14 protein-coding genes are annotated in these 12371 nt (G+C 67.2%); 10 read left to right on the forward strand and 4 right to left on the reverse strand.

Annotation, left to right across the window (positions count from 1 at the left end; genetic code table 11):
• Nucleotides 1-609 precede the first annotated feature (609 nt).
• Genes MMG85_RS17275 through MMG85_RS17285 form a run of 3 tightly spaced genes read right to left on the reverse strand, consistent with a single transcriptional unit; the run spans nt 610 to nt 3177 of the window.
• The gene (locus MMG85_RS17275) at nt 610-1353 is read right to left on the reverse strand and encodes an NAD-dependent deacylase (RefSeq protein WP_241047159.1); all 744 of its coding nucleotides are present in this window, start codon (nt 1351-1353) and stop codon (nt 610-612) included.
• A 13-nt stretch (nt 1354-1366) separates the two neighbouring features.
• Nucleotides 1367-2518: a cell division protein ZapE gene (gene zapE, locus MMG85_RS17280; RefSeq protein WP_241047160.1), complete on the reverse strand. Its 1152-nt coding sequence runs from the start codon at nt 2516-2518 to the stop codon at nt 1367-1369.
• Nucleotides 2518-3177, reverse strand: a complete 660-nt coding sequence (locus MMG85_RS17285; RefSeq protein ID WP_241047161.1) for an alpha/beta fold hydrolase — start codon at nt 3175-3177, stop codon at nt 2518-2520. Before MMG85_RS17285 ends, zapE begins: the two co-directional genes overlap by 1 nt.
• A gap of 263 nt (nt 3178-3440) precedes the next feature.
• Between MMG85_RS17285 and MMG85_RS17290 the strand changes: the two genes are divergently transcribed.
• The 3 genes from MMG85_RS17290 (at nt 3441) to MMG85_RS17300 (ending at nt 6263) form a co-directional block, all read left to right on the forward strand.
• Nucleotides 3441-4358, forward strand: coding sequence for an AEC family transporter (locus tag MMG85_RS17290; protein ID WP_241047162.1), 918 nt, complete (start codon nt 3441-3443; stop codon nt 4356-4358).
• A gap of 228 nt (nt 4359-4586) precedes the next feature.
• Entirely contained in the window at nt 4587-5723 is a 1137-nt protein-coding gene (locus MMG85_RS17295; protein ID WP_241047163.1) for a hypothetical protein, read from the forward strand.
• A 57-nt stretch (nt 5724-5780) separates the two neighbouring features.
• Nucleotides 5781-6263 carry an MgtC/SapB family protein gene (locus tag MMG85_RS17300; RefSeq protein WP_241047164.1) on the forward strand — a complete coding sequence of 161 codons (483 nt, stop codon included), beginning with the start codon at nt 5781-5783 and terminating at the stop codon, nt 6261-6263.
• A 33-nt stretch (nt 6264-6296) separates the two neighbouring features.
• Here the strand turns inward: MMG85_RS17300 and MMG85_RS17305 are convergent, their stop codons facing one another.
• Nucleotides 6297-7748, reverse strand: coding sequence for a PLP-dependent aminotransferase family protein (locus MMG85_RS17305; RefSeq protein WP_241047165.1), 1452 nt, complete (start codon nt 7746-7748; stop codon nt 6297-6299).
• 60 nt (nt 7749-7808) lie between these two features.
• Between MMG85_RS17305 and MMG85_RS17310 the strand changes: the two genes are divergently transcribed.
• The 7 genes from MMG85_RS17310 to MMG85_RS17340 all read left to right on the forward strand — a co-directional run bounded on the left by MMG85_RS17310 (nt 7809) and on the right by MMG85_RS17340 (nt 12229).
• Nucleotides 7809-8486, forward strand: a complete 678-nt coding sequence (locus MMG85_RS17310) for a hypothetical protein (protein ID WP_241047166.1) — start codon at nt 7809-7811, stop codon at nt 8484-8486.
• Entirely contained in the window at nt 8483-9331 is an 849-nt protein-coding gene (locus tag MMG85_RS17315) for a PhzF family phenazine biosynthesis isomerase (RefSeq protein WP_241047167.1), read from the forward strand. The genes MMG85_RS17310 and MMG85_RS17315 overlap by 4 nt, the downstream gene beginning before the upstream one ends.
• Before the next feature lie 193 nt (nt 9332-9524).
• Nucleotides 9525-10070, forward strand: coding sequence for a hypothetical protein (locus MMG85_RS17320; protein WP_241047168.1), 546 nt, complete (start codon nt 9525-9527; stop codon nt 10068-10070).
• Between the two features lie 62 nt (nt 10071-10132).
• The gene (locus tag MMG85_RS17325) at nt 10133-10567 is read left to right on the forward strand and encodes a hypothetical protein (protein WP_241047169.1); all 435 of its coding nucleotides are present in this window, start codon (nt 10133-10135) and stop codon (nt 10565-10567) included.
• A gap of 62 nt (nt 10568-10629) precedes the next feature.
• Nucleotides 10630-11262, forward strand: coding sequence for a hypothetical protein (locus MMG85_RS17330; protein ID WP_241047170.1), 633 nt, complete (start codon nt 10630-10632; stop codon nt 11260-11262).
• Nucleotides 11259-11765, forward strand: coding sequence for a DUF4262 domain-containing protein (locus MMG85_RS17335; RefSeq protein WP_241047171.1), 507 nt, complete (start codon nt 11259-11261; stop codon nt 11763-11765). The genes MMG85_RS17330 and MMG85_RS17335 overlap by 4 nt, the downstream gene beginning before the upstream one ends.
• The gene (locus MMG85_RS17340) at nt 11762-12229 is read left to right on the forward strand and encodes a hypothetical protein (protein WP_241047172.1); all 468 of its coding nucleotides are present in this window, start codon (nt 11762-11764) and stop codon (nt 12227-12229) included. Before MMG85_RS17335 ends, MMG85_RS17340 begins: the two co-directional genes overlap by 4 nt.
• Nucleotides 12230-12371: the final 142 nt, after the last annotated feature.

Below are 12371 nucleotides of genomic sequence, written 5' to 3' on the forward strand. Positions count from 1 at the left end.
AGCTGCCAGGGTCGAGAGTCCTCCCATGCGGCCCAGCCTTATCGTTACGAGCGCCTACTCGAGCAACTGTTCGGGCGTGTGCAGGGAGATTCCGGCGTGGCGAGCTTGCTCTCCCGCGGTCGTAGCATCCAAGGTGTGACGCTCGACCACGCCGGCTCTCGGCATCTAATCTGGCAGATCGCCAAGAGATAAGGGTGCCGAAGGCGGGTGAGGGGCGAACGGAGTCGGTGGTCCATGTTCGTCGAGGTCGTTCAGGGCTTCATCGACAGTGGTGCATTGGAGTCGGAAGCGTCTGCGCCAAGAGCGCCCCTCATCCGCCCTCCGGGCACCTTCTCCCCGCAAGCGGGGAGAAGGAACATCGACCTGGCGGCGCTGTGGGTGAACTCCCCTCTCCCTGCGCCAGCGGGGAGAGGGTGCCGAAGGCGGGTGAGGGGCGAACGGAGTCTTGTTGCATGCGCGCCGCTGCCGTCGCAACAGGCATGACGGTGAACCTCAAAGCTACGTACGCGCCGATACCGCGCTCGCCTCTCATCCGATCCCCGCAAAAGTACGGGACAGGCTCTCCGGCCACTTTCTCCCCGCGCGCGGTGAGAAGGAAAGGCGCAATCCCTAACGCGCCAACAAAGGCAACGCCACCGCCGCCGTCGCGCGCCACACATGGTCGGCGTCCGCGGACAACGCGGTCGGCTCCGGATTGATCTCGATGACGATGGCGCCCTGACGTCGTGCGACAGCGGGCAACCCCGCCGCCGGATACACCAGTCCCGAGGTACCCACCACCAGCATCAATGTGCAGTGCGTGGCCGCGTCGGTGGCTGCGTCCCAGGCATCGTCCGGCAGCGCTTCGCCGAACCACACCACGCCCGGGCGGATGCGGTCGCCGCAGCTGACGCACCGCATAGGTTCGACGCGTCGCGCACCGTCCACGTAATCGTCGAGCACGCCCTCATGCGCGCATCCGCAGGCAAAGCAGCGCAGCGCGAACAGGCTGCCATGCACGTGCGCGTCGACGACGCTGCCGGCGCGCTCGTGCAAGTCGTCCACGTTCTGGGTGACCAGCGACAGCGGGATACGCTCAGCGAGATCGGCCAGTGCGCGGTGCCCCGCATTCGGCTGTGCATCACGCACCAACTGCATCCGCCAGCGATACCAGCCCCACACGAGCGCAGGATCCTCGCGCCACGCCTCGGCGGTCGCCAACCGCATCGGATCGAAGCGCGACCACAGGCTGTCGTGCGTGCCGCGGAAGGTGGGAATGCCACTTTCCGCGGAAATGCCGGCGCCGGTCAGCACGCAGACGCGGCCGCCCTCGTCGATGGTCAGCTGCAGTGCGTCGGCGATCGCAACGGGCACGTTCGCCATGCGCTCAGGCCTTGTGCGGCGTGGCCAGGTACTCGGCGCTCTGCATCTCGATCAGGCGCGAGGCCGTGCGCTCGAACGCGCCCTGCAGTCGCGTACCGTCGTACAGCGCGGTCGGCGCGGCGGCGGCGGTGCAGACCAGGTTGACGTGGCGGTCGTACAGCTCGTCGATCAGGTTGACGAAGCGGCGCGCCGCGTCCTCGTTCATGCGGTCGAACGTCGGAATGCCGCCCAGCAACACGGTGTTGAACTCGTGCGCGACCTCGATGTAGTCCGTCGTCCCGCGCGGTCCCTCGCACAGCGCGGCGAAATCGAACCAGGCGATGCTCTTGCCGCGGCCGCGCACCGGAATCTTGCGGCTGTCGATCTCGATGTTGCCGCCGTGTGCCGCTTCGCCGCCGCTGAGTTCGCGCCAGCGCATCGCCAGCCAGTCGTCGGCGGCACCGTCCAGCGGCGTGCGGTAGACCGGCGAGCGGGTCAGCGCACGCAGGCGGTAATCCTCCTGCCCGTCAGAGCGCAGCACCACGCAGTGCTGTTGCAGCAGCTCGATGGCCGGCAGGAAGCCCGCGCGCTGCAGGCCGTCCTTGTACAGGTTCTCCGGCGCGGTGTTCGACGTGGTCACCAGCGCGATGCCTTCGGCGAACATGCGTTCCAGCAGCCGCGCCAGCAGCATCGCATCGCCGATGTCGGTGACGAAGAATTCGTCCAGCACCAGCACGCGCAGCTTGCCGCGCGCCTCGCGCACGATCTTCGCCAGCGGATCGCTCTCGCCCGCGTGCAGGCGCAGGCGCTCGTGCACGCCGCGCATGAAGCGGTGGAAGTGGGTGCGGTACTTGCCGCCGCCTTCGCCATGGGCCTTGTTCTGCGACACCGAATACGTGGGCAGCGGCAGGTTGTCGTAGAACAGGTCCACCAGGAAGGTCTTGCCGCGTCCCACCTCGCCCCAGTAGTACAGGCCCTTCACCGTCTCGGGCGGCTTGCCGAACAACCGGCCGAACAGCCCGGGCGTGCCCTCGTCCGCCAGCAGCGCGGCGTGGATGCGGTCGAGCTCGGCCAACGCCGGATGCTGCGCGGGATCGTCCTGCCACTGGCCCTGCGCGGCGCCGCGCGCGTACACCTGCGACGGCGTCGGCGCCGTGTTGTTCGCCTCGTCCGCCATCACGCCGGCACGTAGCCTTTCATCGCGTGCTTGATGGCGCCGCGCAGGTCCATCAGCTTGCGGTGGAAGAAGTGGCTGGTCTCCGGCATGCGGATCAGTTCCGGCGGCTGCTTCAGACTGTCGATCCAGTCATAGACCGCCTGCGGTTCGACGATCTCGTCCTGTTCGCCCTGGATCACCAGCCACGGACAGGTCGGTGCGGTGATCGCGGCGAAATCCCAGCGGCCGGCGGGCGGGGCGATCGACAGCAGCGCATCGGGCTGCAGCGATTCGGTCGCGCGCAACGACACGTACGCGCCGAAGCTGAAACCGGCCAGCCACAGCTGCGTGCCGGGCCGCTGTTCGCGCACCCACTGCACCACCGCGCGCAGATCCTCCACTTCGCCATCGCCATGGTCGAACAGGCCGCCCGACGCGCCGGTGCCGCGGAAGTTGAAGCGCACCGTCACCGCGCCAAGCTCGCGCAAGCTGCGCGCGGCCATCACCACGACCTTGTTGTGCATCGTGCCGCCCTCGGTGGGCAGCGGATGGCAGACCACGGCGGTCAGCGGCGCGACCGGCTCGCCGTCTTCCGGCCAGTCGACATGGGCTTCCAGCGGGCCGTCGGGACCGTCGAGGGTGATCGGGGCGGACGCGGTGGGGAAGGCGGGATGGGTCATGGCGACATGATAAGCCCTGGGTGCGAAAGAGGATGTCGGCCCCCACGTTCCGTCATTCCGGTGCAGGCCGGAAGCGCTTCACAACGGCCGAATGGCCGGTCACCCAGCGACGTTCCCCATGGAGCAAGAAGCGTCACTGGGCCCCGGCCTGCGCCGGGGTGACGAGCAAGGCATGACGGTGTTGATCGCCTGCGACGAAGGTCCGACGGCGCGTCGCGCACCGCTATGCGATCCTGCCCTCCCCACGCCGCGCCCGTTGCACCATGGCATTCGATGCCTTCGCCCTGATCCTGACCCTGCTGCTGCTCGGCATGCTGTTCGCGCGCCTGCGCGTGTTTCCGGACAACGCCGCCGACGTGCTCAACCGCGTGGTGCTGTACGTCTGCCTGCCGGCGGCGGTGTTGACCTACGTGCCGCGGCTGCGCCTGGATATCTCGCTCGCCGGCGTGATCGTCACGCCCTGGCTGTTGACCGTGGCCACCGTCGCGCTGGTCGCAATGGCCACGCGCGTGCTGAAGTTCCGCCGCGACGAGCACGCCGTGCTGCTGCTGTGCGTGGCGTTGTGCAACAGCAGTTTCATCGGCTACCCGATGGTGCGCGCGCTGCTGGGCGAGCAGGCGCTGCCGTATGCGGTGGTGTACGACCAGTTCGGCACCTTCATCCTGCTGTCGACCTTTGGCCTGTACGTGCTGGCGCGTTATGGCGGCGATGCGCCACCAAACGCCCGCGAGATCGGTCTGCGCATCCTGAAGTTCCCGCCGGTGTGGGCGCTGCTGTTCGGCCTGACGCTGATGCCGGAACAGCCACCGGCATGGATCGGCTCGGCGCTGCAGAAGCTCGCCGATGCCATGCTGCCGCTGGTGATGCTGGCGGTCGGCCTGACCCTGCAGCTGAAGCTGCCGCGCGATGAACTCAAGCCGCTCGCCGTCGGCCTGCTGCTGCGCCTGCTGGTGATGCCGGCGCTCGCCGTGCCGCTGTCGCTGGCGTTCGGCATGCGCGGGGAGATGCTGCAGGCGAACGTGCTGGAATCGGCCATGCCGCCGATGATCACCGCCGCCGCGCTGGCCATCGCGCACCAGCTTGCGCCGCGGCTCGCGGCGGCCCTGGTCGGCTACGGCATCCTGCTGTCGCTGGTGACGCTGCCGCTGTGGGCGTGGGTGGTGGGACGGCTGGTGCTCTAGCGACGGCCCCAACAACCGCCGTCGTCCCCGCGAAAGCGGGGACCCAGCGACTTTATGCCACGGCAAGCGGGGGACATCGGCTCACCGACCATTCGGCCGCTGAGAAGCGCTTCACGTCTGACCAGACGTGCGTCTGTTGAAAGCCGCGGGAATGCCAGAGGCAGAGGTCGCTGGCGCAGGGCGCGGCGTTCGTGCGAACGTGGCCGCAGTTCCCGACAGGAGTGGGCAATGCGCAAGGCAATGCAGATCGGTACGTGGCTGGTGGTGATGGCGTCGGTGTGGGCGGCATCGCCGTCCATCGCACAGGAGGGGCCGCCCCCGGAGGTGCCGGGCCGGGTCGAATCCGATCCGCAGCTGGCGGCGGCCAGCCAGGCCTGGCACGACGCCTGGCGTGCGAATGTCGAAGCGCATCTGCGCACCGTCGCCGCGCGCGGCACTTCGCGTGACCTGCTGGTCGCCGGCTGGCTGTGGCCGCGGAGTGGCGACGATGCGGACATCCAGGCACGCGCCTGGGCCCAGTCCGGTGCATGGATCGAGGCCGCCTACGCCGCGTCCACCGGCGAAGATCCGCTTGTCGACTGGGCGCTGCTGAATGCCTGCCCGAAGAACGGCGTCCGCTGCGACCGCGGACGGTTGCTGCAACGCCTGATGACCGCCGATCCCGGCAACGCCGAAGTCCTGCTCGCCGCCTATCACGACGCCGTCGAGCGCAAGGACACAGCCGCCGCCGAGCGGTACTGGCAGGCCGCCGCCAACGCCACCCACTACCGCGGGCACTTCAGTGATGTCGGCCTGCTGATGGCCACCACACTGCGACAGGTGCCGGTTCCAACCTTGGATCCCGCATTGGCAGCCGCGATGGGCGAAGACTTCGGGATCGGCCGGGCCGCCACGGCGCAGGACATGGCGGATGTGGCGGTCATGGCCATCAATGCCGCCATCGCCATCCCGAGTCTGTCGCCGATCACGCAGCGATGCCGGCCGCAGATCGGTGAATTGCCGGCCGATGCGCGATCCACCTGCAAACGTATCTACACGCTGATGGCTGCCGATACATCCATGCTGATCACGCCCATCATCTCGTTGCCGCAGCTGGTGCGGTGGGCCGATACCGATGCCGAACGCGCCGCCGCCCGCGAGCGCCTGCGCCAGTTCGCCTGGGTGTACGAAAACGTCATGCAGCTGTACCGACGTCCTGCGACAGCACGACAGCTTCCGGCCGATTACGTCGACGTCTTCCTCCGCGAGGGCGAACTCGCCGCCATGCGCCATCAACTGCAGGCCAACGGCATCGCCGGCGAACCGCCCGCTGGCTGGCAACCGGAAAACCCGGATTACCGCGCCCTGCTGACCAGCACCCCCTGACCGCCTTCGCATCGCGTTGACCGCGCCGGTGGAAGCATCGGCGGCGGAGGTCACGCCATGTTCGAGGGATGGGAATCGCAGCTGTGGGTGGTCGCGCGCATCGCCTTCGCGATGCTGCTGGGCGGCCTGATCGGCCTGGAACGCGAGATCAAGGACCGGCCCGCCGGCTTCCGCACGCATACGCTGGTCGCCGCGGCCGCCGCCATGCTCACCGGCATGGGCGAGATGATGCTGGCGCAGGCGCAGCACAACGAAGAGCGGGTGCAGATCGATCCGTTCCGGCTGGTGGAGGCGGTGATCGCCGGCGTCGCCTTCATCGGCGCCGGCACCATGATCGCGCAGCGCGGCCGCACCATCGCCGGCATCACTACCGCTGCGTCGCTGCTGATGGTGGCGGTGATCGGCGTGGCGGTCGGCTTCGGCCATGGCTGGCTGGCGCTGCTGGCCACGCTGCTGACGCTGGCCGTGCTGTCGGTGCTGGCGTGGATGGAGCGGCGGGTGTCGCGCGGCAAGGCGCGCGCGGACGACGCCGACCGCTGAGCGGCCGGCCGCGGGGGCGCTACGCCGCCGGCATCACGCGATCAGCCGCGTTCCGCGTCGCGGCGACGTGCCGGCCTCCTGCGGGCGTGCCGACCACGTCTCCGCCATCACCCGCACCGCCTGCACCAGCTGCTCCTCCGGTCGCGCGAACGGAATCCGCAGCCACTGGTCGGCACCGCCCTCCACGCTGAAGACCGGCCCCGGCGCCAGCATCACGCCGTGGCGCTCCGCGTCCACGGCGAGTTGCGTCGCGCTGCCGTGCGGCATCCGCACCCATAGCGACATGCCGCCCTCGGGCAGGCGGAAACGCCAGTCGGGCAGGTGGTCGCGCAGGGCGCCAGCCAGTGCGTCGCGACGTTGCCGCAGCTGCTCGCGGCGTGTGGACAGCACGTCGTCGGCATCCAGCATCTCGGTCACCACCAGCTGGTCGAACAGCGAGCTGCCCAGGTCCATCTGCACGCGCGCGGCGATCAGGCGGTCCACCGCTTCGCGCGGTGCGCGGATCCAGCCCACACGCAGGCCGCCCCAGCACAGCTTCGAGGCGCTGCCGACGGTGTAGGTGTCCGGCGCATGCGATGCGAACGGCGCCGGCATGGCCACGTCGGTCAGCCCGGTGGACTGCAGCGTCTCGTCGACGATCGCCACCGTGCGCGTGGCGTGCAGGGCGGCGGCATAGCGGGCGCGTTGCGCGTCGTCCATCAGGAACCCGGTGGGGTTCTGGAAATCCGGAATCAGATAGGCGATGCGCGGCGCGGTCTGCCGCAGCGTCGCCTCGATCGCCGCCAGGTCCCAGCCTTCGTCGCCCAGCGCATCGGCCAGCGGCGCACTGACCAGGCGTCCGCCGCCGAGCCGCAGCGCTTCGATCGCGTTCGAGTACACCGGCGATTCGATCATCACCCGGTCGCCCGGCCGCGTCAGCGCACGCGCGATGATCGCGGTCGCCGACAGCGCACCCGAGGTGATGACGATCTGTTCCGCCACCGTCGGCAAGCCGCGCTGCGTGTAGCCCGCCGCAACGCGTGCGCGCAGCGCCGGCAATCCCGACGGCAGGTAGCCGTCGCTGGCCAGGTAGGCGGGCAACGCCTCCATGGCGCGCGCATAGGCTGCCGCAACGCCGGGCGTGGCCGCACCGGCCGCGCAGTTGAGGTCGATCACCCCTTCCGCCGTTTGCGCGCTGTCCACGCTGTGCAGCGCATGGTCGTGCGCGCGGCGGCGGTCGATGGGCACGGTGGCGTAGGTGCCGGCGCCCTGGCGGGCGGTGGCGAAGCCGGCCGCCACCAGATCCGCGTACGCGCGGGTCACGGTATTGCGCGACACGCCCAGCGCCCGGGTGACCGCGCGCTCGCTGGGCAGTCGCGTGCCCTGGGGAATGCGGCCGTCGCCAATCAGTTCCTGCAGCGTCTGGCGCAGGCCGCGATAGGCCGGCGTGCGCGGGAAGTCGCCGACCAGCGTGGCGAGGCGATCGGGGGCCAGTGAGCGTTCCATGGGGCCACTATCGCAGGATTGGCTCTGGAGAAAAGGGCCAATTGCAGGGATCGTGGCCCCATGAAACCGCACCCCACGCCTACCGGCCTCGCCAATCTCGGTCCCCTCGCCCAACTGAAAGCCGGCCGCCTGCCGGAACGCCTGCTGCGCCTGCTGGTCGGCCTGTGGCTGTACGGCCTGGCCATCGCGCTGATGATCGAAGGCGCGGTCGGCGCCTCGCCGTGGGACGTGTTCCACCTGGGCGTATCGCAGCACGTGCCGCTGTCGTTCGGCATGGTCATGGTGCTCACCGCCGTTGGCGTGCTGCTGGCGTGGATTCCGCTGCGGCAGATGCCGGGCGTGGGCACGCTCGCCAACACGCTGCTGCTGGGGCCGTTCGCCGATCTCAACCTGGCCCTGCTCGGCACGCCGGAGGGCCTGCCGTTGCGCAGCGCCTACCTGGTCGCCGGTGTGGTGCTGTGCGCGATCGCCACGGCGCTGTACATCGGCGCGCAGCTGGGGCCGGGTCCGCGCGACGGTTTGATGACGGGACTCGCGCGTCGTACCGGCTGGTCGATCCGCCGCATCCGCACGCTGATCGAAGTCACCGTGCTGATCATCGGCATGCTGCTCGGCGGCGTCGCCGGTGTCGGCACTGTGCTGTTCGCGTTCGGCGTGGGCCCGCTGACGCAGTTCTTCCTGCGCTACCTGGTGGTGCGCCTCGATCCGCCCGTCGCCGTCGCCGGAGAAACGCCATGACCACTGCCGTGTTGCGCTACAGCGCCTTCACCACCAACCCGCACGGCGGCAATCCCGCCGGCGTAGTGCTGGATGCGCGCGGGCTGTCGACCGAGGCCATGCAGCGCATCGCCGCCGGGGTGGGCTATTCGGAAACCGCCTTCCTGTCGCCGCGCACGGACGGCGATCTCGATGTGCGCTATTTCAGTCCGCTGGCCGAAGTGAGTTTCTGCGGGCACGCCACCATCGCGGCGATGGTCGCCCGCGCGCGCGCGCACGCGCACGGTGCCGGCGACGTGCTGCTGCACACGCAGGCCGGGCCTGTGCGGGTCACCGTCGATGCCGGCTTCGTCGCCACGCTGACTAGCGTGGCGCCGCGCGTCGATGCGTTGTCGTCCGCCGATCTCGATGCAGTGCTCGCGACGCTGGATTGGCGCCACGACGACCTCGATCCCGCACTGCCCCCGGCGCTGGCGTATGCGGGCGCATGGCATCCGGTCATCGCCGCCGCCTCACGCGCGCGTCTCGCCGATCTGCACTACGACTTCGATGCGCTCGCCGCGCTCATGGCCGCACGTGGCTGGACCACCATCAACCTGGTGTGGCGCGAAGACGCGCACACGCTGCACGCACGCAATCCGTTCCCGCCCGGCGGCGTGGTGGAAGACCCGGCGACCGGAGCCGCGGCCGCCGCGTTGGGTGCGTATCTGGCATCGCAGGATCTACTGCCCGATGACCGCAGGTTCACCATCCACCAGGGGCACGATCTCGGGCGGCCGAGTGTGTTGCGGGTGGAGGTGCCGGTGGATGTAAGCGAGGGGGTGCGGGTTAGTGGGACGGCGGTGGAGATTGGGGTGGGGGGTTGAGTTGGCCGTTGCCGCAGGTTGGGTGTGATGCCCCACGGGCGAGGTATCCCCGTGGCGCTTGCGCTTCGTGCGTCCCTGCAGGTCACCCAAGATCCTTGTGCGGTATCGCATCGTCCGCCTTGACGCGTGCTGCGCGGGAGATGAACATCGGTATCACCACCCCGGGGATGGGGTCTGCTAGGGATTAGGCAGCATGAGTAGGATCGCTGCAGGTGAATTTGCCGAAATGAGCGCGCCATTGCTTCGATTCACCGAGGCGAAATACCTCTTTGAGCAGTTCAAGTCTGCACGCAATGCAGAGGTAAACTACGGCCTGTTTTTGCTCACGGCCTACTTTGATTCTCTCTTGTTCTGTCTTGTTTCAGTTGAAGAAATGGTAGATGAGAGCGCTCGCAAAAACTTGCGTTCAATAAAGTCTTTTCTTTTTCTCAAAGCGCTTCGCAACATCACGACACACCACAGTGTTCTTTCTGGCGTTAAAGGCAAGTTCCCTCGTCCAGTTTCACGCATTGTTTCTGTCGGGGTTGGCTGTCGGCCTGAGTTCTCGGAGCAGTTCGTCCTGATCCCCGAGAGACTTCGAGAAATTTTTGACAAGATACTGGCGGAGCGCCGTGGCGAGAAGCATACCTTGCAAGGTGCGCGTGAATACTTAGATCAGCTAGAGGCAAGCGGCACTCGAATTATGCTTGTTGACACAGTGCAATCTGCAATTGCAGAGATTGAGCCGCACGTTGCCTAGCAATTCATTCAAGCCGAAGCCCCTTCGTGGAGCGGCATAGTTCAGTCGTGAGGCGGCTCGAGATGCAATCGGCGAACGCTTGGAAACAATCCGGCCGCATCTCGATCTGGCGATACACCGAGAACGAGCGGAACTATCCGGGGTGGCATCTCAATGCAGATCGTGTCGGGTGCCAGTCACTCCTGACACTGCTCGACGCATTGGCTGCTGACGGAGCTGGCTCCCGCTCCATTGCCATCACTGCGCCGACGAAAGCCCAGCTTGGCGTGCCAAACAACATGCGTGGCCAAGCTACTTGGGTCGCTCCGGAAAAGCTGCGGTTTACGCTTTCCCCGGTCGCGGATCAGTGGTCTTTTCCTCCTGACCTGGATCCGGCTGCAATCGAGGTGGGCTCTACTTGGCTCCAGGCGCTTCGCGAAGGCATCGCCGGCATTCCAGAAGGTCGGGGGGACTACGCTATCGGCAAGGGCAGTCTTCGACTCTGGTTCTGGTGGTGAGGCGGAAGCCGTTTAAAGATTCATTCAAACATAAACCACTTCGCGGAGTCCGCTTGACTAGGGTGCAAGGCTACAAGAAAGACATTGTCATTGTCTGCGCGGATGTCGGGGCGGTGGCGAAAGGAAACTTCGGCTGGTGGTCGTCTCTCGGAGAAAGCGGCACCGCGCCGTCAACGCTCGCTGGACACGTTAGCGCTGCGCTGGACTCCGGCAAGCCGGTTGCCCTTGGGTTTGAATGTCCGTTGTTCGTACCTCTGCGCGATGATGAGCGACGCCTCACTAGCGCGCGCCTTGGCGAAGGGCGTCGCCCTTGGAGTGCTGGAGCGGGCTGCGGTTCGCTTGCTACGGGTCTGGTGCAGACTACTTGGGTGCTTCAAGAGATCAAGCGGCAGCTGACGCAGGTCACCCCGTCTTTTCTGTCTTGGCACGAGTTCTCTAATTCAGAATCTGGGTTGTTTCTGTGGGAGGCGTTCGTCACTGGCAAGGCCAAGGGTGATAGTCATACAGCTGACGCAAAGCTCGGGGCCGAGGCTTTCCTCCGCGTTCTCCCGGACCCAATGAGCGGTAACGCGATCACGTGTGAAAATGGGGTTTACTCCTTGATCGGGGCAGCGCTTCTTCGTACAGGCTGGTCGGATGACCTGCGCTTGCTTGAAGAGCCTTGCCTAGTAATGCGTGTGTCCAACAATTCATGAAGCGAAGACACTTCGCCGCAAGCCTCTATTCAAGCCTTGACGAGCCAATGGAACAGTACGAGCGCAACATCCTCCAGCACATCGAACAGCACGGTTGCAGCGTCACCTCCGTCTTCGACCCGGACGAGAAGGAGCCGCCGTTCTCGTACTCCATCGGCATCGCCAGATCATCCGGCGCGCCGGAGATCATCGTTGTCGGACTCAACGCCAAGCTGGCGCACTGGATGGTCAACGAGTACAACCGGCGGTGCCAGGCGGACGAGCGCTTCCAGCCCGGTGTCCTTTACCTGGGTTTCCTCGACGGATTCGCCGTTCAATTTGGCCCGGTCGCACGCGAGCATCGCGCCGCCTACATGCGGTCCGCCTGCTGGTTGCACGACGGCCCCGATTTCGAGGCCGTGCAACTCATCTGGCCGACCACCTCGGGCGTATGGCCGTGGGAGCCGGCAGCATCGGAGTGGTTTCGCAGCAATCAGCCCTTGCTGGGGAGTGAGGCCCCATGACGCACGCTGACGCTTCGCGGCGTGATCGCGTGCTGGTGTCGACAGCCATCGTGAAAGTCGCGACCGGCCTCATTGTTCTCGGCCTGGCCGCGTGCTCGCGTGAGATGCCGTATCAAAGCATCGAGCAGGGGTGCGAACCCTTCCGCGATCTGGCCTGGGAGGACATGTCGCCCGATGACAGAGAGACACTGTCCAATGCCGCCAGCGACTTCTGCGCGATTCTCGCTGGCGCGCCACCCCCGCACGCGCGGCGCAGTCCGGACTTCACGCCGCCGCCCAACAGCGGCACCCAGCTCTACCTGGGGCGCGGATACCGGATCACGGCCGTGCGCAACTACCGGTTTGTCGGTGGTACGCCGGTGGGCGTCGTCGGCCCCGTGCTTCGCCTGGATGCAGGCATTGCCTCGCCCGAGCCGATCGAGGTGTCGCAGGTCCGCCTGGTGGGCGTGCCGCCAACCCGCTAGCCAATAGGTGGGTAAGAACCGTAGCCCGGATAAGCGCAGCGCATCCGGGGTCCGTGACGGGAGTGCATGCGCCCCCGGGTGCGGCTTTCAGCCTTACCCGGGCTACGTTCCCGACGGATGCATTGCCTCGGTCGTGCCGCAA

Source organism: Pseudoxanthomonas sp. LH2527 (assembly GCF_022539275.1).
GTDB lineage: Bacteria > Pseudomonadota > Gammaproteobacteria > Xanthomonadales > Xanthomonadaceae > Pseudoxanthomonas_A.

Excerpts from the sequence above, each read along its gene's own strand:
- MMG85_RS17285 (WP_241047161.1), bottom strand. The coding sequence starts at position 3,177 with ATGACCCATCCCGCCTTCCCCACCGCGTCCGCCCCGATCACCCTCGAC.
- MMG85_RS17300 (WP_241047164.1), top strand. The coding sequence starts at position 5,781 with ATGTTCGAGGGATGGGAATCGCAGCTGTGGGTGGTCGCGCGCATCGCC.
- MMG85_RS17310 (WP_241047166.1), top strand. The coding sequence starts at position 7,809 with ATGAAACCGCACCCCACGCCTACCGGCCTCGCCAATCTCGGTCCCCTC.
- MMG85_RS17335 (WP_241047171.1), top strand. The coding sequence starts at position 11,259 with ATGAAGCGAAGACACTTCGCCGCAAGCCTCTATTCAAGCCTTGACGAG.
- MMG85_RS17315 (WP_241047167.1), top strand. The coding sequence starts at position 8,483 with ATGACCACTGCCGTGTTGCGCTACAGCGCCTTCACCACCAACCCGCAC.
- MMG85_RS17295 (WP_241047163.1), top strand. The coding sequence starts at position 4,587 with ATGCGCAAGGCAATGCAGATCGGTACGTGGCTGGTGGTGATGGCGTCG.
- MMG85_RS17340 (WP_241047172.1), top strand. The coding sequence starts at position 11,762 with ATGACGCACGCTGACGCTTCGCGGCGTGATCGCGTGCTGGTGTCGACA.
- MMG85_RS17320 (WP_241047168.1), top strand. The coding sequence starts at position 9,525 with ATGAGTAGGATCGCTGCAGGTGAATTTGCCGAAATGAGCGCGCCATTG.
- MMG85_RS17290 (WP_241047162.1), top strand. The coding sequence starts at position 3,441 with ATGGCATTCGATGCCTTCGCCCTGATCCTGACCCTGCTGCTGCTCGGC.
- zapE (WP_241047160.1), bottom strand. The coding sequence starts at position 2,518 with ATGGCGGACGAGGCGAACAACACGGCGCCGACGCCGTCGCAGGTGTAC.
- MMG85_RS17325 (WP_241047169.1), top strand. The coding sequence starts at position 10,133 with ATGCAATCGGCGAACGCTTGGAAACAATCCGGCCGCATCTCGATCTGG.
- MMG85_RS17305 (WP_241047165.1), bottom strand. The coding sequence starts at position 7,748 with ATGGAACGCTCACTGGCCCCCGATCGCCTCGCCACGCTGGTCGGCGAC.